The organism is Saccharopolyspora thermophila, assembly GCF_014646075.1.
GTDB lineage: Bacteria > Actinomycetota > Actinomycetes > Mycobacteriales > Pseudonocardiaceae > Saccharopolyspora > Saccharopolyspora thermophila.
The window spans coordinates 157,974-180,675 of record NZ_BMMT01000009.1 but is presented as its reverse complement, the minus strand read 5'-3'; the positions used below and the strand labels follow the sequence as shown (position 1 = coordinate 180,675).

At 71.5% G+C, this 22,702-nt stretch carries 21 protein-coding genes; 6 read left to right on the top strand and 15 right to left on the bottom strand.

Going from position 1 to position 22,702, the window contains the following annotated elements:
* Positions 1–106: 106 nt before the first annotated feature.
* A complete protein-coding gene (locus IEY17_RS14580; protein WP_188987916.1) occupies positions 107–1,855 on the bottom strand; it encodes an ABC-ATPase domain-containing protein in 1,749 nt (582 codons plus the stop codon).
* 300 nt (positions 1,856–2,155) lie between these two features.
* Between IEY17_RS14580 and IEY17_RS14575 the strand changes: the two genes are divergently transcribed.
* Positions 2,156–2,929 (top strand): lysozyme, encoded by a 774-nt coding sequence (locus tag IEY17_RS14575; RefSeq protein WP_373289888.1) that lies wholly within the window; start codon positions 2,156–2,158, stop codon positions 2,927–2,929.
* A 65-nt stretch (positions 2,930–2,994) separates the two neighbouring features.
* On the opposite strand, the gene IEY17_RS14570 is transcribed toward IEY17_RS14575, so the two are convergent.
* Entirely contained in the window at positions 2,995–4,128 is a 1,134-nt protein-coding gene (locus tag IEY17_RS14570) for an LCP family protein (RefSeq protein ID WP_188987914.1), read from the bottom strand.
* A gap of 179 nt (positions 4,129–4,307) precedes the next feature.
* Complete coding sequence (locus tag IEY17_RS14565) at positions 4,308–5,558, bottom strand: aspartate aminotransferase family protein (RefSeq protein WP_188987913.1); 1,251 nt, start codon at positions 5,556–5,558, stop codon at positions 4,308–4,310.
* A 116-nt stretch (positions 5,559–5,674) separates the two neighbouring features.
* On the opposite strand from IEY17_RS14565, the gene IEY17_RS14560 reads away from it, so the two are divergent.
* On the top strand, positions 5,675–7,156 hold the full coding sequence (locus tag IEY17_RS14560; RefSeq protein WP_188987912.1) for an NAD-dependent succinate-semialdehyde dehydrogenase: 1,482 nt from the start codon (positions 5,675–5,677) through the stop codon (positions 7,154–7,156).
* 84 nt (positions 7,157–7,240) lie between these two features.
* Here IEY17_RS14560 and IEY17_RS14555 read toward each other — a convergent pair whose 3' ends face one another.
* From IEY17_RS14555 to IEY17_RS14540, 4 genes are all read right to left on the bottom strand, one after another.
* Complete coding sequence (locus tag IEY17_RS14555) at positions 7,241–7,933, bottom strand: GntR family transcriptional regulator (protein ID WP_229680163.1); 693 nt, start codon at positions 7,931–7,933, stop codon at positions 7,241–7,243.
* Between the two features lie 14 nt (positions 7,934–7,947).
* Positions 7,948–8,700, bottom strand: a complete 753-nt coding sequence (locus IEY17_RS14550) for a maleate cis-trans isomerase family protein (RefSeq protein ID WP_229680162.1) — start codon at positions 8,698–8,700, stop codon at positions 7,948–7,950.
* A gap of 159 nt (positions 8,701–8,859) precedes the next feature.
* Positions 8,860–9,618 carry a maleate cis-trans isomerase family protein gene (locus IEY17_RS14545; RefSeq protein ID WP_188987909.1) on the bottom strand — a complete coding sequence of 253 codons (759 nt, stop codon included), beginning with the start codon at positions 9,616–9,618 and terminating at the stop codon, positions 8,860–8,862.
* 11 nt (positions 9,619–9,629) lie between these two features.
* A complete protein-coding gene (locus tag IEY17_RS14540; RefSeq protein WP_188987908.1) occupies positions 9,630–10,124 on the bottom strand; it encodes a DUF3830 family protein in 495 nt (164 codons plus the stop codon).
* A gap of 255 nt (positions 10,125–10,379) precedes the next feature.
* Between IEY17_RS14540 and IEY17_RS14535 the strand changes: the two genes are divergently transcribed.
* Both IEY17_RS14535 and IEY17_RS14530 read left to right on the top strand, forming a co-directional pair.
* Positions 10,380–11,357: a D-2-hydroxyacid dehydrogenase gene (locus IEY17_RS14535; RefSeq protein WP_188987907.1), complete on the top strand. Its 978-nt coding sequence runs from the start codon at positions 10,380–10,382 to the stop codon at positions 11,355–11,357.
* Positions 11,358–12,770, top strand: a complete 1,413-nt coding sequence (locus IEY17_RS14530; protein ID WP_188987906.1) for an amidase — start codon at positions 11,358–11,360, stop codon at positions 12,768–12,770.
* An 83-nt stretch (positions 12,771–12,853) separates the two neighbouring features.
* Here the strand turns inward: IEY17_RS14530 and IEY17_RS14525 are convergent, their stop codons facing one another.
* Positions 12,854–14,293: an aldehyde dehydrogenase family protein gene (locus tag IEY17_RS14525; protein WP_188987905.1), complete on the bottom strand. Its 1,440-nt coding sequence runs from the start codon at positions 14,291–14,293 to the stop codon at positions 12,854–12,856.
* 106 nt (positions 14,294–14,399) lie between these two features.
* Positions 14,400–15,641 carry an MFS transporter gene (locus IEY17_RS14520; protein ID WP_229680161.1) on the bottom strand — a complete coding sequence of 414 codons (1,242 nt, stop codon included), beginning with the start codon at positions 15,639–15,641 and terminating at the stop codon, positions 14,400–14,402.
* 71 nt (positions 15,642–15,712) lie between these two features.
* Here IEY17_RS14520 and IEY17_RS14515 point away from each other — a divergent pair, with 71 nt between their 5' ends.
* On the top strand, positions 15,713–16,405 hold the full coding sequence (locus IEY17_RS14515) for a GntR family transcriptional regulator (protein WP_188987904.1): 693 nt from the start codon (positions 15,713–15,715) through the stop codon (positions 16,403–16,405).
* Positions 16,406–16,466: 61 nt separating this feature from the next.
* Here the strand turns inward: IEY17_RS14515 and IEY17_RS14510 are convergent, their stop codons facing one another.
* Genes IEY17_RS14510 through IEY17_RS14500 form a run of 3 tightly spaced genes read right to left on the bottom strand, consistent with a single transcriptional unit; the run spans position 16,467 to position 18,943 of the window.
* Positions 16,467–17,633: an SPFH domain-containing protein gene (locus IEY17_RS14510; protein ID WP_373289886.1), complete on the bottom strand. Its 1,167-nt coding sequence runs from the start codon at positions 17,631–17,633 to the stop codon at positions 16,467–16,469.
* A 10-nt stretch (positions 17,634–17,643) separates the two neighbouring features.
* Positions 17,644–18,075, bottom strand: a complete 432-nt coding sequence (locus tag IEY17_RS14505; protein ID WP_188987903.1) for an NfeD family protein — start codon at positions 18,073–18,075, stop codon at positions 17,644–17,646.
* A 55-nt stretch (positions 18,076–18,130) separates the two neighbouring features.
* A complete protein-coding gene (locus IEY17_RS14500) occupies positions 18,131–18,943 on the bottom strand; it encodes a DUF3097 domain-containing protein (RefSeq protein ID WP_188987902.1) in 813 nt (270 codons plus the stop codon).
* A 138-nt stretch (positions 18,944–19,081) separates the two neighbouring features.
* Between IEY17_RS14500 and IEY17_RS14495 the strand changes: the two genes are divergently transcribed.
* Positions 19,082–19,855 carry a hypothetical protein gene (locus IEY17_RS14495; protein WP_188988029.1) on the top strand — a complete coding sequence of 258 codons (774 nt, stop codon included), beginning with the start codon at positions 19,082–19,084 and terminating at the stop codon, positions 19,853–19,855.
* Between the two features lie 165 nt (positions 19,856–20,020).
* Here the strand turns inward: IEY17_RS14495 and IEY17_RS14490 are convergent, their stop codons facing one another.
* The 3 genes from IEY17_RS14490 to fabG form a co-directional block, all read right to left on the bottom strand.
* Positions 20,021–21,043 carry a ferrochelatase gene (locus tag IEY17_RS14490; RefSeq protein ID WP_188987901.1) on the bottom strand — a complete coding sequence of 341 codons (1,023 nt, stop codon included), beginning with the start codon at positions 21,041–21,043 and terminating at the stop codon, positions 20,021–20,023.
* 68 nt (positions 21,044–21,111) lie between these two features.
* Positions 21,112–21,879, bottom strand: coding sequence for an enoyl-ACP reductase FabI (gene fabI, locus IEY17_RS14485; RefSeq protein ID WP_188987900.1), 768 nt, complete (start codon positions 21,877–21,879; stop codon positions 21,112–21,114).
* A gap of 99 nt (positions 21,880–21,978) precedes the next feature.
* Complete coding sequence (gene fabG, locus IEY17_RS14480; protein WP_188987899.1) at positions 21,979–22,683, bottom strand: 3-oxoacyl-ACP reductase FabG; 705 nt, start codon at positions 22,681–22,683, stop codon at positions 21,979–21,981.
* Positions 22,684–22,702: the final 19 nt, after the last annotated feature.

Sequence of the window (22,702 nt, the reverse complement as noted above, 5' to 3'; positions counted from 1 at the left end):
CATCGCGGGCCTCCCCTCCGCCGCGCGCCGCCGCGCACGACACCTCCGGGGCACACCACTTGCCTCGATGATGCCCGGTGTGCGCGTGCGGGCAAACCTGTGACCGTCAGCGGAAACGCGCCACGCGCAACACCCGGAGCCGGTTGAGGGCCGCGGCCAGCTCGAACCGCCGTGGCACCGCGAAGTCCCCCGCGTACTGCTCGTCGACGGCGGCGATGCCGCGCTTGTCGACCTCCGTGGCGAACGCGTCGAGCACCTCGGCCAGCGTGCGGGTGCCATCCAGCAGACCCCGGCGCACGCAGGTCACCAGCGCCAACCCGATCCCGGTGACCTGCGCGGGGTCGACCAGCTGCTCCACCCCGCGCAGCTGCACGGTCGACTCGCCCAGCGTCAACGCGTCCACGCCGCGGGCCCGCACCTTGGGCCGGTCGGTGGGGATGCTGCGGGGGTCCACCACGCGGTGGCGTATGGGCGGGAACCGCTGCGCCTCGCTGCGTCGGCCGGTGGGCTCGGCCGCCAGCTGCCGGGCCCGGTCGGTGACGTCGCGGGCCCGGTAGGCGTCGAGCATCAGCACCTGGTCGGCGACGTCGATGTAGTCGCCCGAGCCGCCCATCACCAGCACCGTCGACACCCCGTGCTCGGCGGCCAGCGGCCGCACCAGGTCCACGAACGGCGTCAGCGGCTCGCGGTCCTTGGCCACCAGCGCCTGCATGCGGGCGTCGCGGATCATCAGGTTGGTCGCCGCGGTGTCCTCGTCGACCAGCAGCACCTTCGCCCCGGCCTCCACCGCCTCGGCGATCGCCGCGGCCTGCGAGGTCGACCCCGAGGCGTTGTCGGTGGAAAAGTCGCTGGTGTCGGCCCCGGTGGGCAGGTGGCTGACGAACGGGCTGACGTCCACCCGGTGCACCCGCCGGCCGTCCTCGGCGCGGATCTTGACGGTGTCGGCCCGGGACACCACCAGTTCCCGCCCGTCGCCGGGCACGTGGTCATAGACGCCGAACTCCAGGGCCCGCAGCAGTGTCGACTTGCCGTGGAACCCGCCGCCGACGATCAGCGTGACGCCCTCGGGCACCCCCATGCCGGTGATGCGGCCGCGGTGCGGCAGCTCCACCTCGATGCGCATCGACTCCGGTGAGGTGAACGGCACCGCGTCCGGCAGCGGTCGCTCGTCGACGCCGCTGCGGCGCGGCAGCACCGCACCGTCGGCGACGAAGGCCACCAACCCCAACCCGGGCAGCATCCGCCGCAGCGTATGGGTGTCCTCAATGGAGTCGACGAACTCCTCCACCCGCTGCTGGTCGGCGGTGGCCCACCGCAACGCCGCCTCCACAACCTCGGGCAGCTCGTCGCACAACGCCCGCTCGGCGGCCCGGCCGTCGATGGTGCGCCCGCGCCCGGGCAGATCGATGCCCAACCGCAGCACCACTTCGCCGTCGAGGACCTGGCAGGCGCTGCGGTCGAGCACCTCCTGGCCACCGGCGTCCACCCGCAGCCGGCTGTCGCGCAGGTGCCGGTGCGCCGCGCGCACCAGGTAGCCGGCCAGGCCGCGGGCCCGCACCGGGGTGGACCACAACTGCTCGGGGAAGGCGGCCACCGCGGGGTCGACCCGCACCTCGCAGCGGCTGGCCGGGGCGAAGGGGTCGGGCTGCACCCGCCGGATCTCCAGCGTGAACCCGCCGAAGGACCAGCGCCCGCCGAGGGTCCTGTACCGCCCGTAGCCGCAGCCGTGCAGCGTCCGCAGCTGCTGGCGCAGTCCCTGCTCGTCACGTCGGCCGCGCGGCTCGCGCGGTGCCCGGTCACGGCGGTACCTCTCGCCGTGGCGCCCCGCTCCGGGGCCTGCCGTTCGCTGTGCCATGCCCCGAGACCTACCTGACGCGCCGCTGATTCTCCAGTCGGGAGATCTGCGTCACCCCTGCCTGCCGCCACTGTGGACCCCGGCGGGTCCACAGTGGCGGCAGAACACAGCGCGAGGTGCGGTACCGGGTTATTCTCCCAACGCACACGATCTCCGCTTTCGGCGTCGGTCGCTTCCCCGGAACCACCCGGGGAAAGCCCAGGTGGTGAGGAGGGGAATGCAGTGCTACGCGCGAGAAGCGACCACCGGCGACGCCGGCGCCCACGCCGTCCACGAAGGACTTTCGGGCTGCTGTGCGCGCTGCTGACCGCGGCCGCGCTGACCAGCGGGGCGGCGCAGGCCGCGCCGGGTGTGCCGCGGGCCGCGCCGCTGCTGGACCCCCGCGATCCCGACGGGGCGTGGGCCGGTTACAGCGTCGAGGGCACCGGCTCGCCGCGTTCGCTGCCCGCGGGCGGGGTGGCGGGCATGGACGTCAGCGGCCACCAGGGCGACGTGGACTGGGCAAAGGCATGGGCCGACGGGGCCCGGTTCGCCTACGTCAAGGCCACCGAGGGCACCGGGTTCCGCAACAGCAGCTTCGCCCAGCAGTACGCCGGCTCGCACCAGGTCGGCATGATCCGCGGCGCCTACCACTTCGCGCTGCCCGACCGTTCCTCCGGTGCCGAGCAGGCGAACTTCTTCGTCGACAACGGCGGCGGCTGGTCGCGCGACGGGCGGACCCTGCCCGGGGCGCTCGACATCGAGTACAACCCCTACGGTGAGGCATGCTACGGGCTGGACCCGGTGGCGATGTCGCGGTGGATCGCTGATTTCAGCAACACCTACCATGCCCGGACCGGCCGGTTCCCGGTCATCTACACCACCACGAACTGGTGGAACCGCTGCACCGGGGCCAATCCGGACTTCGCGCCGAACAATCCGCTGTGGATCGCCCGTTACGGGCCGCAGCTGGGGCAGCTGCCCGCGGGGTGGGGCTTCCACACCATCTGGCAGCACAGCGACCGGGGCCCGTTGCCCGGCGGGCAGGACGTCTTCAACGGCGACCTGCAGCAGCTGCGGCGGTTCATCTCCTGACCGTCCCTCCCACGGCGATGCGGGCCGCTCCGGCGACACGGTCCCGGGGCGGCCCGCATCGTTGGCTACTGCCCGATCAGATCCTGCGGGATGGGCTGGTCGTGGGCGATCGCCTCGAACAGGCGGCTGGCCTTGTCGTGGTCCCACACGATGACCGAGCCGCCGTTGGCGGCCTTTCCGAAGCGGCCGAACGGCACGGCTGTGGTCACGCCCTGGCCGCTGCTGATGTCGCCCATCGCCAGCGCCAGCGAAGCCAGGTGCCAGATGTGGTCGCCGTCGTTGACCAAGAACGTTTTGCTCGCTCCGGTCGCCAGCGGGAACAGCCGGAACGGGTTGAGCAGCGTGGCTGGCCCGGTGGCCTTGTCGACCAGGGCGGCCAGCAGCTTGCGCTGGTTCTGCGCCCGTTCCAGGTCGCCGCCCTTGAGCGAGTAGCGGGCGCGGACGAAGCCCAGCGCGGTGGGACCGTCGAGCTCCTGGCAGCCGGCCTGTAGGTGGACGTTGGCCATGTCGTCGTTCATCGGCTCATCCAGGCAGATCTCGACCCCGCCGACGGCGTCGACCAGGTCGGCGAACCCGCCGAAACCGATCTCGGCGTAGTGGTCGATGTGCACGCCGGTGGCCTGCTCGATGGTCTGGGCCAGCAGCTGCGGGCCGCCGTAGGAGAAGGCGGCGTTGAGCTTGTCCTTGCCGTGGCCGGGGATGGCCACGTAGGAGTCGCGGGGCAGGCTGATCAGCGCGGGCTGGCCGCCGCTGCCGGGGATGTGCACCAGCATCATGCTGTCGGTGCGGCGGCCGCCGGCGTCACCGGCGGAGAGCTCCTCGCGGCGGGCCTCGTCCAGGCCCTCGCGGCTGTCGGAGCCCACCAGCAGCCAGTTCGTGCCTGAGGAGTCGGCGGCCTGGCCGGAGAAGGACAGCGCGGCGGTGCGCTGCAGCAGGCTGTCGAGGTAGAGCACCAGAGCCCCGAGCAGCACCACCAGCACGGCCAGGGTGACGCCGATGCGCCGCCCCCACCGCCTGGGCTTGCGGCGTGGCCGCGGCGGCGGTGTGTCGTGGGCCGGCGGCCGGATCCCGCGGTGCGGCGGCGGGGGCGGGGGTGGTCCGCCGCGGGGTTCGCGGGCCTGGCGGTAGTAGTCATAGCGGCCGCCTGGCTGCTGCGGCCTCGGGCTTTTCGGCGGCTGACCCGCCGACCAGTCACTCATGCACCACACCTGCGTCGGTTCCGACCGGCGCTTCCGGCGCGCGCCGGTGTTGGCGTGAAGCATCGCAGACGGGCGCCCGCGAAACAGCGACCGCTATGAAACGGTGACCCGCGATCACCCGTTTTGGCTGGTGGTGGGGGTGAGCGTCAGGTCACACGGCACCGTTGGCCAGGCGGGGGTCAGGCGATGGCGGCGAGTGCCTCGGCCCAGCGTGCCACCGCGTCGTCGACCTGCTCGGCGGTGACGATCAGCGGCGGGATCATCCGCACCACGTTGCCGTGCGGGCCGCAGGTCAGCAGCAGCAGGCCGCGTTCGGCGGCGGCCTGGTGTGCGCGGGTGGCGGTGGCGGTGTCCGGCAGCCCGTCGGGGGTGGTGAACTCGTTGCCGATCATCAGGCCCAGGCCGCGCACGTCGCCGATCACCGGGTGCTCGGCGGCGACCTTGCGCAGTCCCTCCTGCAGCCGGGCGCCCTGCTCGGCGGCGTTGTCGACGAGCTTTTCGTCGCGCACCACGTCGAGGGTGGCGATGGCCGCGGCGGCCGCGACCGCGTTGCCGCCGTAGGTGCCGCCCTGCGAGCCCGGCCACGCCGTGGCCATGAGGTCCTCGCCGGCGGCGATCGCCGACAGCGGGAAGCCGCTGGCCAGGCCCTTGGCGGTGATGAGAATGTCGGGGCGGATGGCGGCGTGGTCATGACCCCAGAACCTGCCGGTGCGCCCGACGCCGGTCTGCACCTCGTCGACGATGAGCAGGATGCCGTGCTGGTCGGCGCGTTCCCGCAGGCCGCGCAGGAACTCCGGTGGGGCCGGGATGTAGCCGCCCTCGCCGAGGACGGGTTCGACGATGATGGCCGCGGTGTCGCGGGGGGAGCTGAGGGTGACCAGCAGGTGGTCGAACTCGGCCAGGGCCCACCGCACCGCCTCGGCCTGGCTGCAGTGCTGCCGGTAGGGCTCGGGGAACGGGGTGAACACCACGCCGGGCATCAGCGGGCCGATGCCGGCGCGCACCTTGGTGCCGGAGCTGGTCAGGGCGGCCGCGCCCATGGTGCGGCCGTGGAAGCCGCCCTGGAAGGCCACGATGTTCTGCCGCCCGGTGGCCTGGCGGGCCAGCCGCACCGCGGCCTCCACCGCTTCGCTGCCGGAGTTGACGTAGAACAGCCGGTCCAGGCCCTCGGGTAGCACCTCGCCGAGCCGTTCGGTCAGCTGCAGAAGCGGCCGGTGCATCACGGTCGTGTACTGGCCGTGGATGAGGGTACCCACCTGGCGCTGGGCGGCTTCGACCACGCGCGGGTGGCAGTGGCCCGTGCTGGTGACGCCGATCCCGGCGGTGAAGTCCAGGTAGCGGCGGTCCTGCTCGTCGTAGAGGTAGACGCCTTCGCCTCGTGCGGCCAGGACCGGCGTGGCCTGCTTCAGGACCGGCGAGAGCTCAGCCATGATCAACTCCAGGTATCCAAGCGTACGAATGTAGGATTGTTGACAATCTCCGGTGACATGCAACCATCACCGGCCAACGCTGTCCACCGTGCAAGCCAGAAGGGTCCGCCGTTGCCATGACCATCTCAACCCAACAGCACCCCCGCGAGGCCACTGTCGTCGACGCCGCACCCAAACAGCTGCTCATCGGCGGCACGTGGCGGCCCGCCACGGGCGAACGCACCTTCGACGTGGAGGACCCCTCAACCGGGCGGGCGTTGTGCTCGGTGGCCGACGCCTCCCCCGAGGACGGCCTGGCGGCGCTGGCCGCCGCCGCGGACGCCCAACCCCGGTGGGCCACGCACCCACCGCGCGAACGCGGCGAGATCCTGCGCCGCGCCTTCGAGCTGATCATGCAGCGCCACGAGGACCTGGCGCTGCTGATGACCCTGGAGATGGGCAAACCGCTGACCGAGTCGCGTGCCGAGGTCACCTACGCCGCGGAGTTCTTCCGCTGGTTCTCCGAGGAAGCCGTGCGCATCGGCGGCGACTACGCGGTGGCCCCCAACGGCACCGGCCGGTTTCTGGTGATGCGCCAGCCGGTCGGCCCGGCGCTGCTGATCACCCCCTGGAACTTCCCGATGGCCATGGGCACCCGCAAGATCGGCCCGGCCATCGCCGCGGGCTGCACCTCGGTGATCAAGCCCGCCCACCAGACACCGCTGTCGATGCTGGCACTGGCCGGAATCCTGCAGGAGGCCGGGCTGCCCGACGGCGTGCTCAACGTCGTCACCTCCCACAGCGCGGGTCGGCTGATGGAGCCGATGATCCGCGACGGCCGGGCCCGCAAGCTGTCGTTCACCGGCTCCACCGCGGTCGGCCGCAAACTCATCGAGCAGTCCGCCGAGCAGGTGCTGAAGGTGTCGCTGGAACTGGGCGGCAATGCCCCGTTCGTGGTCTTCGACGACGCCGACCTCGACGCCGCGGTCGACGGCGCGATGCTGGCGAAGATGCGCAACATCGGGGAGGCGTGCACCGCGGCCAACCGGTTCTACGTGCACGCCGACGTCGTCGAGGAGTTCTCCCGCCGGCTGGCCGAGCGGATGAGCCGGTTGCGGGTGGGCCGCGGCGTCACCGACGACGTGCAGGTGGGGCCACTGATCGACGACACGCAACTGGGCAAGGTCACCGACCTGGTCGACGACGCCGTGCGGCTCGGCGCCGAGATCGTCACCGGCGGCTCCCCGCGCGACGGCGAGGGCTACTTCTACCAGCCCACGGTGCTCACCGGGGTGCCACTGGCCGCGCGGCTGAGCCGGGAGGAGATCTTCGGACCGGTCGCGCCGATCACCGCGTTCACCGACGAGCAGGCCGTCATCGCCCAGGCCAACAACACCGAGTACGGCCTGGTCAGCTACCTCTACACCCGCGATGTGCAGCGCGCCCTGCGGGTCGCCGAGGCGCTGGAGAGCGGCATGGTGGGCCTCAACCAGGGCATCGTGTCCAACCCGGCGGCGCCGTTCGGCGGGGTCAAGCACTCCGGTCTGGGCCGCGAGGGCGGCAAGCTGGGCATCGAGGAGTTCCTGGAAACCAAGTACGTCGCCGTGGGCGGCCTGTGACCGCGATCCGATCCCCGACTGCGGGGTGCCTTCAGCCGAGGTTGGCGAAGGCACCCCGCAGTCGTTCCCGCTGCCTGGGTGCCTTCAGCTGGTCATGGAGCCGTTGAGGCGGTTCAGGGCGTCGTTCATGTGGGCTTGCAGGCGTTGCAGCAGCAGCTGCTCGTCACCGGCCTCGATCGCGTCCACCAGCCCCTTGTGCTCGTCGACGAGCGCCTGCACGTCCGCGTGGTACTTGTCCTGCAGCGCCGTCAGGCACATCCGCTTCTCCACCAGCAGCGTCTGCGCCATGCGCTGCAGCCGCGGGCTGCCGGAGACCCGCACCAGGGTCTCGTGGAACTCCTGGTCGGCGTCGGCCAGCTCGATCGGATCGCCCTTGCCTGCCGCGGCCACCATCCGGCTCTGTGCCGCGGTCAGCTCCGCCACCGCCTCCACCCGGTGGTGACGCACGATCTGCTCGCACGCGGCGCGTTCCACCGCCAGCCGCGCCAGGTAGATGTCGCGGACGTCGTCGGCGTCCAGGGTCATCACGAACAACCCGCGGTGCGGTTCGCTGCGCAGCAACCCCTCGGCGACCAGCCGCTGCATCGCCTCGCGCAGCGGTCCGCGGCTGACCCCGAGCCGGGCGGCCAGCTCGGCCTCCCCGAGCTGACTGCCCGGCGGCAGCGAACCGTACATGATCGCCGCACGCAGCTGGTCAGCCACGATCGCCGCGGTCGACTTGCGCTGCACCGGCTCCAGTTCACCGGGCTGCTGGTTCTGCTCGTCGGTCCCGAGCACCTGACACCATCTCCTCATCCCGGGGAGTGCTCGCGCTCCCCTGCTGTTGCCGTGCGGAACAGCGTTCCCACTCCGTCGTGCGGCCGGTGATCACCGGCCAGCCGCAGCGCCTCCCAGGCGCTGACCTGGTTGGCGGTGAGCACGGGTTTGCCGAGCCGGTCCTCCAGATCCTCCAGCCACGCCGCGGTGTGCAGCGCGGTGTCCGGCATCAGCAGCGCATCGGCCCGGTCGTCGTCGTTGGCCGCGGCGAAGGCCAGCACCTCCTCGCGCTGCAGGCGCCCCACCTCGGCGGCGGTGATGATGCCCCGGCTGGATTGCCGCACCACCTCCAGGTCGGCGGCCTTGAGGAACTCCACGAATTTCGCGGCCACGTCGGCCGGGTAGGTCGCGGCCACCGCCACCCGGTGCACCCCGAGGGCGGCCGCGGCGTGCACGAACGCCCACGACGTGCTGGAGGTCGGCAGGCCGGTGACCGCCTGCAGCCTCTCCACCTGCTCGCGCGCGCCCTGCCAGCCGAAGATGAAGCTGCCACTGGTGCACGCCCAGATCACCGACTGCACGCGGTGCTGCCCCAGCAGCTGGCGGGCGCCGTCGGCGAGCACCTCCTCGGAGCCGATGTCCAGCAGCGCGTCGACCCGGTGGGCGTCCTCGCGCATCAGCGTGTGCACCAGCGGCAGCCGCACGCCATCACCGAGCAGCCGCTCGAGGGCCGGGTAGTCGTCTTCGGCGCTGTGGCCGGGGTAGAGAATGCCTGCGGTGTGCGGCACCGGAGAACTCCCTTCTTTGCTCGATGTTGGGTGTGCACCACCACCGCACACGGCGTCACCGCCAACACTGACCATATGGCCAACACCGAAACGACCGGTCGATTGTTGACAATGTTACCGTAACGGTCGCGGGGGTCTGGTTGGTGCTGGGTGGGATCGTCATGCGGCCGGCGCGTCGACGACCTGCATCAACCGCTGTTCCGGGGCCACCGCCTGCAGCCCCATCACGCGGAGCGCCGCCCAGATGGTGACCTGGTTGGCCGTCAGCACCGGCTTGCCCAGCTCCTTCTCCAGCGGCCCGATGATGTCGTAGGTGGGCAGGTTCGTGCAGCTGATGAACATCGCCTCGGCCTCCGGCCGGTCCGCCGAGCGCACGATGTCGACCACCTGCCGGTAGCTGACCTTCCAGATCTGGCCCAGCAGCCCCAGCCCCACGCTGGTGACCACCTCGACCCCGTGCTCGTCGAGAAAGCCCTGCAGCCGCTCGGTCATGGCCGCCACGTACGGTGTGGCGATCGCGATGCGGCCCACGCCCAGTGTCCGCAACGCCTGCACCAGCGCACCCGAGGTCGTCACCGCCGCGGGTGCCCCCGCCTGCACCATCACCTCCACCAGCGCACGCTCACCGGTCGCGCCGTTGACGAAGCTGCCGGAGGTGCAGGCGTAGGCCACCACCTCCGGTTCGGGTACCAGCAGGTCGCGTGTCGCACCGTGCACCGCTGCCTCGTCGGAGACCAGGTGGGCCTGCTCGACGGTTACCGGCACCGGCACGAACGCCGTGCGCGTCAGATACAGCGACACCTCCGGCGGAGTCCACCGCCACAGCTCGCGGTCCAACGCCAGGTCAAACGGAGCGATCACCCCCACGCCGCGCTGCGGGTTTGGGCCCGATACCGCCCCGAGGAAGTCAGGCGGCATGGTCTCCCCCGTCAGCCCTCGTGGCGTTCGTAGCGGAGGGTCTCGCCGACGCTGCCGGACCGCCAGACGTCGTTGCCCGCCTCGGCCATCCGGTCCAGCCCCTCCACGATGGTGGCGTAGACGTTGCCCGGCACCCAGCCCACGTCGCCGTTGAGCAGCAGGTTGTTGCGGCCGTAGAAGAGGGCCAGGTCGATCACACCGGGCAGCTGGTGGATGTTCTTCTCCTCCTTGAACGCGCGGTCGAGCATGCCGCCGTCGAAGGAGAAGTACACGACGTCACCGGGGATCGGGGTGACCGTCGGGTTCTCCTGGCCGGGCTCGTCCACCGCGAACCGCGGCACCATCGTGTAGATCTCGTTGCGCGCGTACTTCGCGTGGTGCACCGGCCCGACCAGCGGCAGCGCCTGCCACACCGCCTCGCAGGTCCGCGGCGCGTCCTTGTCCAGCAGCTCGGCCACGCACGACACGCCGCGCTTTTCCAGCGTGATCGACAGGTACCTGGGCATCGTGATCTTTTCCGTTCGCAAGGAGTGGGGAAAGCTGGTTGATCTCCTCCGGTCCTGGCGCCAGGGCCAGGAGTCACCTCGTCCGCCGAGGGTACCCGTGGATTGTTGACAATCCTACGAACGGTTTCTAGCGTGTCAATGCCCCCTGCTAAGTACGTTTTCCCCGCCAGGCTGGGGGAAACACACTTTTAACCGGCACGCCGACCGATCACCGTTGCCCGGCCCCGCGCCCCCACCGCCCCTAAGGTCAGGCCCATGATCAACCGCACGCCCACCGTTGTCGCCCTGCATGGCGGCACTGCGCCGGAGCCGGTGACCCGCATCGGGGATCACGCCAACCTGCGCCTGGCCACCGCCGAGGAGCTGCCCACCGCGTTGCCCGGCGCTGAGGTGCTGTTCGTCTGGGACTTCCGCACCGACGCCATCGCCGCGGCCTGGCCGCACGCCGACGCGCTGCGCTGGATCCACACCGCCAGCGCCGGGGTCGACCGGCTGCTGTTTCCCGCCCTGGTCGACTCCCCCGTCGTGCTCACCAACTCCCGCGGCGTGTTCGACCGGCCCATGGCCGAATACGTCCTGGGCATCGTGCTGGCCTTCGCCAAGGATCTGCACACCACGCTGCGGCTGCAGGACCGCAGGCAGTGGCGCCACCGGGAAACCGAACGCATCGAGGGCACAAGCGTCCTGGTGGTGGGCACCGGCCCCATCGGCCGCGCCATCGCCCGCCAGCTCACCGCCGCCGGGATGCGTGTCTGCGGCGCCGGCCGCGTCGCCCGCAGCGGCGACCCCGACTTCGGCGACGTGCACGCCTCCAGCGACCTTGCCCACGTCATCGGCGCCTTCGACTACGTCGTGCTCGCCGCCCCGCTCACCGAACAGACCAAGGGCCTGATCAATGCCGACGTGCTGGCCCGCTGCCGCCCGAACGCCCGGCTGATCAACGTCGGCCGCGGTGAACTGGTCGTGGAAGCCGACCTGGTCGCCGCGCTGCGTGCCGGGCACCTGGCCGGCGCGGCGCTGGACGTTTTCCCAGCCGAACCGCTGCCCGAGTCCTCACCACTGTGGGAGTTGCCCGGTGTGCTGGTCTCCCCGCACATGTCCGGTGACACCGTCGGCTGGATCGACGAACTCGTCGATGTGTTCCTGACCAACCTGCGCGCCTACATCAGCGGCGCCGAGCTGCGCAACGTCGTCGACAAACACCGGGGATACGTCAGCGGAACGGAGCACTGAATGCCAGCCGAACGCACCGCCGCCGATCTCACCGCCACCGAGCTGCTCGACGCCTACGCCCGCGGCGAGCTGTCCCCGGTGGAGGCCACCGAGGCGACCCTGCGGCGCATCACCGAGGCCGACCCCGCCCTCAACGCGTTCTGTCTCATCGACGCCGACCGGGCGCTGCGGCAGGCCCGCCAGTCCGAACAACGCTGGCACCGCGGCCAGCCCGCCGGGCGGCTGGACGGCGTGCCGGTCTCGATCAAGGACATCTTCCTCACCGCCGGCTGGCCGACCCTGCGCGGCTCCCGCACCATCAACCCCCACCAGCAGTGGAGTGTCGACGCTCCCGCCGTGGCTCGCCTGCGTGAGCACAACGCCGTGTTCGTCGGCAAGACCACCACCCCGGAGCTGGCCTGGAAAGGTGTCACCGACAGTCCGCTGCACGGCATCACCCGCAACCCCTGGGACACCGCGCGCACCGCGGGCGGTTCCAGTGGCGGCGCGGCAGCGGCGCTCGCCGCGGGCATGGCCCCGCTGGCGATCGGCACCGACGGCGGCGGATCGGTGCGTATCCCCGCGGCCTTCTGCGGCATCGTCGCGCTCAAACCCACCTACGGCCGTATCCCGCACTTTCCGGCCAGCCCCTACGGCACCCTCGCTCACGCCGGGCCGATGACCACCACCGTCACCGACACCGCGCTGCTGCTGGACGTGCTGTGCGAACCGGACGTGCGTGACTGGTCGGCGCTACAACCACCGGCGGCGTCGTTCTGCGAGGGTCTGGACTCCGGTGTGCGCGGCCTGCGCATCGCCGTCAGTGTCGATCTCGGTTTCGGCATCCCCGTTGACCCGGAGGTGGCCGCTGCCGTCACCGCCGCCGCGGAGGTCTTCGAATCGCTCGGTGCGGTCGTGGAACACGCCGATCCCGGTTTCGCCGACCCGGTCGAGGACTTCCACGTGCTGTGGTTCGCCGGCGCCGCGAAGTCCACCGAGCACCTCACCGCCGGCCAGCGTGCACAACTCGACCCCGGCCTGCGTGAGATCTGCGAGCAGGGCCTGACCTACTCCGCCCAGGACTATCTGGAGGCCACCAACACCCGCATGCTGCTTGGTCAGCGCATGGGCGCCTTCCACCAGACCCACGATGTGTTGCTGACCGCCACGGTGCCCATCCCCGCGTTCGAAGCCGGCCGCGAGGTGCCCGCCGGGTCAGCGCACCCGCGGTGGACGAGCTGGACCCCGTTGACCTATCCATTCAACATGACCCAGCAACCCGCCGCCAGCGTCCCGTGTGGACACACCAGTGCGGGCTTGCCGATCGGCCTGCAGATCGTGGGCCCGCGCCACGCCGACGCTTTGGTCCTGCGCGCCGCCCGCGCCTACGAACAGGCCCGGCCCTGGCCCCGCACCCACCACCCCGCCGCGTGACGCTCTGCGACTGCTGGACGCTGGCGGGCGTCGTGGCGGGTGGCCTGCGGTGCCGGGTGTGGCCAGGCACCCGGCGTGCGGGGTTACTGCTGGTCCCACGCGGTCATCACGTGCTTGATGCGGCTGTACTCCTCCAGGCCGTAGCGCCCGAAGTCCCGCGCCGACGCCGAGTGCTTGAAACCGCTGTGTGGCATCTCCGCCGCCAGCGGGTGATGGGTGTTGATCCACACCGTGCCCGCCTGCAATCGCCGCGACATCCGCATCGCCCGCGCGTGGTCCCGGGTCCACACGCTGGCCACCAGCCCATAGCGGACTCCGTTGGCCAGCTCCACCGCCTCGTCCTCGCTGCCGAAGCGCTGCACCGTCACCACCGGCCCCAGCACCTCGTTCTGCACCAGCTCGTCCTCCTGCGACACCCCCGCGACCACCGTCGCCTCGTGGAAGTACCCGCGTTCGCCTTTGCGTTGCCCGCCGGCCACGATCTGCGCGTGCTCGGGCAACCGCTCCAGGTGGGCCTGCACGATCTCCAACTGTCCCTGGCTGTTCAACGGCCCGAACGCCGCGTCCGGGTCCTGCGGCGGGCCTGGTCGCATCGCCACCGCCCACTCGGCCAGCGCCGCCACGACCTCGTCGAACACGCCCGGCCCCGCCAGCACCCGGCTGGCCGCCGTGCAGCTCTGTCCTGCGTTGCCGAACGCCGCCGCCGCGATCCGCCGCGCCGCCCGCGGCACGTCGGCGTCGTCGAACACCACCGCCGGTGCCTTGCCCCCCAACTGCAGGTGCACCCGCTTGAGGTCGGCCGCCGCTGACCCGGCCACCTCCATCCCGGAGCGCACGGTCCCGGTGATCGAGAACATCCCCGGCACCTCGTGTGCCACCATCGCGCGCCCGCTGTCGCGGTCCCCGCAGATCAGGTTCAACACTCCCGCCGGCAGGAACTCCCCGGCGATCTCCACCAGCAACGCCGTGCTCACCGGGGTCGTCTCGGCCGGTTTGAGCACCACCGCGTTGCCCGCCGCCAGCGCCGGGGCGACCTTCGCCGCCGCCAGGAGCAGCGGATGTGTCCATGACGTCACCTGCGCGCACACCCCGATCGGTTCCCGCCGCGAGAACGACGTGTGCCCCTGCTGGTACTCGCCGCCGGCCCCGTCCTCCTGCACCCGCGCGGCTCCGGCGTAGAACCGGATCAGATCTACCGCCATCGGCAGCTCGTCGTCGCGCACCACCGACCATGGCTTGCCCGTGTTGCGGCACTCGGCGGCCACCAGCTCCTCGGCTCGCTGCTCGACCGCGTCGGCGACGTCGAGCAGCACCCGCTGCCGTTGCCGCGGCGTGGTCTGCGACCACGTCTCAAACGCTGAGGAGGCCACCTCCATCGCGGCGTCGACGTCCATCCACCGCGTCAGCGGCGAGGTCCCGTACTGCTCACCGGTGCTCGGGTCCACCAGCGGCAGGGTCTCCCCGGCCAGGGTGCCGGTGCGTTCGCCGCCGACGAAGTTGTGCAGTTGCAGCGCCGTGGTCACCGAGAACCTCCCTCGCTGGGCCGGCCGCCGGCCGGTCGGGTGCCGCCTTGCGTCAGTCGACCCTATCCCGACCGGCCCGGCGGTGACGGCGGCTGGCCGGGCGAGCTCACCGCTGCCGTAGCCGCCACTGGGCCAGCACGCCCGCCACCAGCAGCATCAGAACCGGCGCGAACGCCCACCGGTAGGCCAGCGCCGCGGGCAGAAACGCGACCGCCTGCAGCACCCCACCGACCAGCAGCTGGATCAGCACCGCCGCGGTGAACCCGCCCATGTTCACCACGCCCGAGGCGGTCCCGGAGCGGTGCTCGGCGTTGGCCAGCCGTGCCGCGTCGAAGGCCAGCATCGCGCCCCCGCCGCCGGCGCCGATGACGACCAGCGCCACCACCAGCACCGGTGTTGGCAGCATCCCTGGCCAGCCGACCAGCAGCGCCCACACCGCCACCACAGCCGCCGACAGACCCAGCGTGTAGCGATCGCGCCGCAGCGGCCGCCCGGCCACGTACTGCCCGGCAAACCACGATCCGGCGATGAAGCCCACCACGCTGACCAGCAGCAGCGAACCGACCTCGGTCGTGCCGCGGCCCTGCGCGGCGGTCAGCCACGGCCCGCCCCACAACGTGGTCATCGCCAGGAACTGCGCCATCAGCACGAAGTGCACCCAGAAGGCGTGCCGGGTGCCGCGCTGGGCGGTCACGTGGCGCAGCGTGCGGCCGATCGGCTCGCGCGGCTGCGCGGCGGGTTCGGCCGGCTCGGCCCGGTCGCGGATCACCACCGCGGCCAGGACCGCCAGCGCCCCGGTCAGCACCGCCGCGCCCACGAACGTCGGGACCCATCCAAGCCCGTGCAGGGCGAGGCCGAGCGGCAGTGTGGAAGCGACTTGGCCGAGCCCGCCGGCGAGCCCGGTGATCGCCGCGACCCGGCCGTAGCGGTGCGGCGGGAACCAGTGCGCGGCCAGCCGCAGCACGTTGGTGAACATGAAGGCGTCGCCGAAGCCGATGAGCATCCGCCCGGCGATGCCGCCGAGGATCGAGCCGCTGAGCGCGAACACCGCCGAGCCCGCCGCCAGTGCCGCCATGCCGCCGGTGATCACCTTGCGGGGGCCCAGCCGGTCGGCCAGCAGCCCCGAGGGCACCTGCAGCGCCAGGTAGACGCCCAGTTGCAGCGCGGAGAACAGCGACAGCACCGCCGGCCCGGCACCGAAGCGCTGGATCGCCTCGGGTGCGGCCACGCCGAGGCCGGCGCGGTGGAACATCGCGGTGCAGTAGCAGAGGGCGCCGACGCCCCAGATCAGCCACGCCATGCGGTGTCGCCGATCCGGTCGCGCGTCGGTCAACACCGTCGCGGACACGTTCTTCAGACCCCTCCCACACAATCTTGTATCTATCTTAGATACAAGATGGGTGGAAGTACGATGCCCTCGTGTCGAGCGCAACACCACGCCCAACCGCGTCCCCCGCCACACCCGCCGCCGACCGCGCCTACCAGTACGTCAAAGCCGGCCTGCTGGACGGCCGATACCCCGACGGCGACCTGCTGTCCGAAGGCGAGGTGGCCAGCGCGCTGCAGATGTCACGAACCCCGGTGCGGGAAGCCTTCCTCCGGCTGCAGACCGAGGGGTTCCTGCGGCTGTACCCGAAACGAGGCGCGCTCGTCGTCCCCGTCACACCGACCGAGGCGCGGGCGGTGGTCGAGGCCCGCCTGGCCCTGGAGACCTTCGCCATCGACAAACTGGCCGCGCAGGGCGCCGAGGTGATGACCGCCGTCGGCACCGAACTGGCCGCGCACCCGGCCTGCGACGCCACCGGCCTCAGCGACGCCGACATGCACGAGGCAGACCGCGCCTTCCACGCCACCCTCGTCGCCGCCGCGGGCAACCCGGTGGTGGCCGACCTCTACAACGCCCTGCGCGACAAGCAGATGCGCATCACCGCCACCGCCCGCACCCACGCCGCCCGGCCCCGCATCACCCACCAGCACACCCAGCTCGCCCAAGCGATCCGCGACGGCGACGCCGAGCTGGCCAAGACGCGGCTGCGCGAACACCTCCTCGGCACGGTCCGCGCCCTCGGCGTGGCCGGGGGCCCCTACCTCGACCCCGCGGCCGGAACCTGAGCCCCCAACGCCGGCCAGGGGGTGGTGACTCATCGTCAGCACCCCCTGGCCGCGACAGTGCCTACTCGGGCCGGTCGGGCCTTGGTGGTTCAGCCAGCGACGCCGGGTTCATCCCGACGTTCGGGCCCGGAACCTCCTTGCGAGCCACCGCCTCGGCGGCCCGCACCGCCTCGGCGACCTCCGGCGTGGTCGAGGTGTCGAACCAGGACCTGACCGACTCCTCCTCATCCTCCGGCGCGGCGGCCGGCGGCTCCTCCTGCGGCGGCTCGTAACGGAACACACCGTCCTCGCCGGGCTCGCCGAGCATCCGCGCGAAGCCCTCCAGCGCCTTGCCGAAGTCGCTGGGCACCACCCACACCTTGTTCGCGTCGCCCTGCGCCATCTGCGGCAGCGTCTGCAGGTACTGGTAGGCCAACAGCTCCGGGGTCGGCCTGGCGCGCTTGACCGCGGCGAAGACCTTCTCGATCGCCTTGGCCTGGCCCTGCGCCTGCAGATAGCGGCTGGCCCGCTCGCCCTGCGCCCGAAGGATGCTGGACTGCCGGTCGGCCTCCGCGGCGAGGATGGCCGCCTGCTTCTGCCCTTCCGCGGCCAGGATCGCGGCCTGCTTCTGCCCCTCGGCGGTCTTGATCGCCGACTCCCGCTGCCCCTCGGCGTTGAGGATCATCGCGCGCTTCTCCCGGTCGGCGCGCATCTGCTTCTCCATCGAGTCCTGAATGGACGGCGGCGGGTCGATGGCCTTCAGCTCCACCCGCGCCACGCGGATGCCCCACCGCCCGGTCTCCTGGTCCAGCACCCCACGCAGCTGGGTGTTGATCGCGTCGCGGGAGGTCAGCGTCTCCTCCAGGCTCATCGCGCCCACCACGTTGCGCAGGGTCGTGGTGGTCAGCTGCTCCACCGCGACGATGTAGTTGGAGATCTCATACACCGCCGACCGGGAGTCGGTGACCTGGAAATACACCACGGTGTCGATGGACACCGTCAGGTTGTCCTGGGTGATCACCGGCTGCGGCGGGAACGACACCACCTGCTCACGCAGATCGATACGGGCCCGCACCCGGTCCAGAAACGGCACCAGGAAGTTCAGGCCCGGCTCGGCCACCGTGCGGAACCTGCCGAGGCGCTCGATCACCGCCGACTGCGCCTGCGGCACCACCAGCACCGATTTCACCGCCACAACCAGCACCAGCAGCACCACCACCGCCAGCACGACCAGTTCGGGAATGCCCACGTCCCTCTCCTTACGGCTCGGCCCACACGACGGCCGTGGCACCCGAGATCTCCATCACGGTGACCGTCCGGCCGGCCTCGATCACTTGCGTTTCGTCGAACGCCCGCGCCGACCACAACGCACCGTCGATACGCACCCGACCACCGTGCGCGTCCACAGTGGCTTCCACGCGGGCATGCTTGCCGACCAGGGCGTCGACATTGGTCTTCAGTTCACGCTGCACGTGCATCCGGCGCTTCAGCGCAGGGCGCGCCAGGAAGATCAGCCCCAGCCCCAACACGGCGAACACCACCGCGTCCACCCCCAGCGGCACACCCAGCGCCGAGGCCCCGGCGGCACCCAACGCGGCGGCGCCGAGCATCGCCAGCACGAAGTCACCGGAAAGCACCTCAGCGGCGATCAGCACCACCCCGGCGACCAGCCACAGCAGCGCGGGAGTCATGGCTCCTATTGTGGCCCACCCAGCGCCACCACGAGCGCGGATCCACCAGGCGTGATCATCGCGTGACGTCGGCGGTGACGAAGTCGATGAGCTGCTCGACCGCACCCAGCAGCGGCGCCTCGATGTCACGGAACCCCGACACCGCCGACAGCACCCGGCGCCACCCGTCAGCGGGCTCGCCCCAGCCGAGCCGCTCGCACACCCCCTGCTTCCAGTCGCTGCCGCGCGGCACCTGCGGCCAGGCGTCGATGCCCAGCACCCGCGGCTTGACCGCCTGCCAGACATCCACGTAGGGATGCCCACTGACCTGCACGTGCGGGTCGTTGATGCGCTCGACGATGCGGGACTCCTTGCTGCCGGGCACCAGGTGATCCACCAGCACCCCGATCCGCCGGCCCGGCCCGGGCCGGAACTCAGCGAGCATGCCCGGCAGGTCGTCGAGCCCGTGCAGCGGTTCGACCACCACACCCTCCACCCGCAGATCGTGGCCCCAGATCCGCTCGACGAGCTCGGCGTCGTGCAGACCCTCCACCCAGATACGGCTGCCGCGGGCAGTGCGGGCCCGCAGCCCCTCGGTGCGCACCGACCCCGACGCCGACCGGCGCGGCGCCGCCGGCGCGCACCGAGGGGCCGGCACCAGCGTCGCGGGCCTGCCCTCGAAAAGAAACGCCGCCGGGCGCAGCGGGAACAGCCGCCGCCTACCATGCCGGTCCTCCAACACCACCGACCCAGACTCCACCCGCACCACCGCACCGCAGAACCCGCTGGCCGCATCCTCGACCACCAACCCCGGCTCCGCCGGAATCTCCGGCGCCGTGCGCCGCCGCGGGCCCGCCAGGATGTCCTTGCCGTAGTTGACCGAACGCACGAGGCGTCACGGTAATCCGATCAGGGCCCCGGGTGGTCGCGGCACGCCGCGCCACACAGATCACAGTCACGCGCCCCCGCACGACGCAGCGGCGGACGCGTCCGTACCCTCTGCGACGTGCCTTGCCCAAGCGCCACGATGGTTGTATGGACGTCCGCCTGGCTGCACGGTGCGGCCGCGTCGGACGATGTGCTTGACGCCCTCCAACCCTGGGCCGAATCGCAGGAAGTGCGTGCCGCCGACGACGACCTGGCCACGCGACTGGACCTGCCGGGCCCGCAGGACCCCCCGGCCGGCCCGGCGCTGCTGCTGGCCGCCCTGCGCAAGGCCGGGGCCGCCGACGGGCGGCTGGTGCTGCCGGTCCCCGGCGACGCCCGCGGGCTCGGTGGGAGGAGTCCCTTCGCGAAGCTGGCGATGCGTGTCGGCGAGGCGATCGTGCTGCCCGACGCGCAGCTGGGCCTGGTGCCGCAGCGGGCCGCCGAGGGCGTGCTGCGCTGGACCGCCTTCGACACCGGGGAGCTGCCCCCGGCCGAGCACCTGCCGATCGGCGAGGCCGAGCACGGGATGGCCTCGACGATGCGGGAGGCCGCCAGCGCGCTGATCGACCTCGGAGTCGCCAAGCACCGGCCCGGCGTCCGCGAGGAGATCGCCCGCACCGTCGCCTCGCGCCCGACTCCGCCGTGGCCCCAGAACGTGCCGCAGCGCGCGCTGCGCGTCCTGCAGCGCTCCACCGAGGTGGAGGCCATCCTGTGGGTGGCCACCGAGGACTCCCCGGGTGGCGCGCTGTCGGCCTCGGCGATCCGCGCCCGCACCGAGGCGCTGCGCCCGCTGTTCGACGCGGTGCGGGCGGCGCGGCAGGCCGCGGTGGCCGAGATGGTGCGCGTTTTGGCCGACCGCGCCGGCAAACACTGAACCGGGTCGGTGGCTCGCGCCGCGGGGCGGACGCCGCCCGCCTGACGCCCGACCACGCGAACCACCCACACCCTGAATCACCCGATCGGGGTAGGAGGGCGCCTCGCCATGATTCCTGGCGACGGCTCCCTCCCACCCCCGGCACAAACCACCCGGGTCGGGGGATCAGCAGCAGCCCGGGGCGCACGGCTCCCCGTTGAGCGTGCAGCCCGCGGCCAGCATCGGGGACAGCTTGCGCGGCCTGATCTCGTCGATGTGCTCGGCGACCAGCTCCACCACCAGCTTCGCAAACCGCGGATCCGGCCCCACCGTGGCCGCGCGGACAAAACCCATGCCAAGTTCGGCCGCCTTGTCCCTGGCCTCGTTGTCCAGGTCCCAGATCACCTCAAGATGATCAGAGACAAACCCGATCGGGCTGATCACCACCGCCGGCACGCCCCGACCATGCAGATCCGCCAGGTGATCACAGACATCCGGCTCCAGCCACGGCACCTGCGGCGGCCCCGACCGGGACTGCCACACCACGTCGTAGCCGTCCACCCCGACCGCCTCGGCAACCAGCCGGGCCGCTTCGGCGACCTGCCGCGAATACCACTGCCCCCGCCCGTCGGGCCCCTCCAGCGCGTCGGCCTTCAGCGGAATCGAGTGCGCGGTGAACACCAACCGAGCCCGCTCCCGCTGCCCCGGCTCCAGCTCGGCGAACGCCTCACGCACGGCATCAGCGGTGGCCTCCACGAACAGCGGGTGGTCGAAGAACTGCCGCAACTTCACCAGCTCCGGCGCGCGTTCCCCCACGGCCGCGCGGGCCCGCGCGATGTCCTCGTGATACTGCTTGCAGCCCGAGTAGCCGCCCCACGCCGACGTGGCGAACACCAACGCCCGCCGCACCCCGTCGTCGGCCATCTGCGCGACGGTGTCCTCGATCATCGGATGCCAGTTGCGGTTGCCGAAGTACACCGGCAGTTTCCGGCCCTGCGCGGCCAGCTCCGCCTCCACAGCAGCGATGATGTCGCGGTTGAGCCGATTGATCGGCGACACCCCGCCGAAGTGCAGGTAGTGCTCGGCGACCTCGTCCAGGCGTTCCGGCGGCACGCCCCTGCCTCTGGTGACGTTCTCCAGAAACGGTCGGACGTCCTGCGGCCCCTCCGGACCGCCGAAGGACAGCAACAGCAACGCATCAAAGCTCACGCCACCATGATGGCGCTGCACGGCCGGTCGCCCGCACCCGGGGCCACGCGCGACCGGCCCACATCACATCAGATACCCAGCGCGTGCACGCCGCCGTCCACCATGATCATCGAACCGGTCGTCTTGGGCAGCCAGTCCGACAACACCGCGCACACCGACCTGGCCACCGGCTCCGGATCGTTGACATCCCAACCCAGCGGCGCCCGCTTGTCCCAGCCCGCCTCCAGATCAGCGAAACCCGGGATCGACTTGGCAGCCATCGTCCGCACCGGACCAGCCGACACCAGGTTGACCCGGATACCCTTCGGCCCCAGCTCCCGCGCCAGGTAACGCGAGGTCGACTCCAGCGCCGCCTTCGCCACACCCATCCAGTCGTAGGCCGGCCACGCCACCCGCGCGTCAAAGTCCATGCCGACGATCGAGGCACCCGCCCCCAGCAGCGGCAGCGTCGCGGTGGTCAGCGACTTCAGCGAGTACGCCGAGATCTCCAACGCGGTGGCCACGTCCTGCCACGGCGCGGCCAGGAAATCCCCACCCAGACACGACTGCGGAGCGAACCCGATCGAGTGCAGCACACCGTCGAGCCCGTCGACGTGCTCACGCACCCGATCAGCCAGGCTGTCCAGATGCTCGGCGTTGGTCACGTCCAACTCCAGCACCGGCGCGGGCTTGGGCAGCCGCCCGGCGATCCGCCGCACCAGGCTCAACCGGCCGAACCCGGTCAGCACCACCTCGGCCCCCTGCTCCTGAGCCACCCTCGCCGCGTGAAACGCGATCGAGGCGTCCGTGATCACGCCGGTGACCAGAATCCGCTTGCCTTCGAGCAATCCGCTCACGTTGTGCTTCCTCCGCTGTGCTCTCGCAGGCGTCACCGAGCCCGCGCCGACCCACGGGGGTCGGAAACCGTCCAGGATGTCCGTCCGAAACAGACAGACTCAGTGGCCCATCCCAAGCCCACCGTCGACCGGGATCACCGCACCGGTGACATAACCAGCGGCGTCCGAGGCCAGCCACTGCACGGCAGCAGCGATCTCCTCAGCCGCGGCGAACCGCGCCAGCGGGACCTGGCCCAGGATCTCCTTCTTACGCTCCTCAGGCAGCGCGTCAGTCATGTCGGTGGTGACAAAACCAGGAGCAACCACATTGGCCGTGATACCGCGCGACCCCAGCTCCCGCGCAATGGAGCGCGCCAACCCCACCAACCCGGCCTTGCTCGCCGCGTAGTTGGCCTGCCCGGCACCACCGGACAACCCAACCACCGACGAAATGAAGATCATCCGGCCACGCCGGTTGCGCAACATGCTGCTCGCCGCACGCTTGGCCACCCGGTAGGACCCGGCCAGATTCGCGTCGATCACCCGACCGAACTGCTCCTCACCCATCCGCAGCAACAGCCCGTCATCAGTGATCCCCGCGTTGGCCACCAACACCTCCACCCGACCGTGCGCGGCCTCGACCTCGTCGAAAGCGGCCGCCACCTGCTCGGGATCGGTGACGTCACACCGCACGCCGAACAACCCCTCCGGCGCACCCGATCCGCGGTGCGTGACCGCGACCTTGTCCCCTGCGGCCTGGAACGCCTTCGCGATGGCCAAACCGATGCCGCGGTTGCCGCCGGTCACCAGTACGGACCGTGCCACTGTGGATCTCCCCTCGACA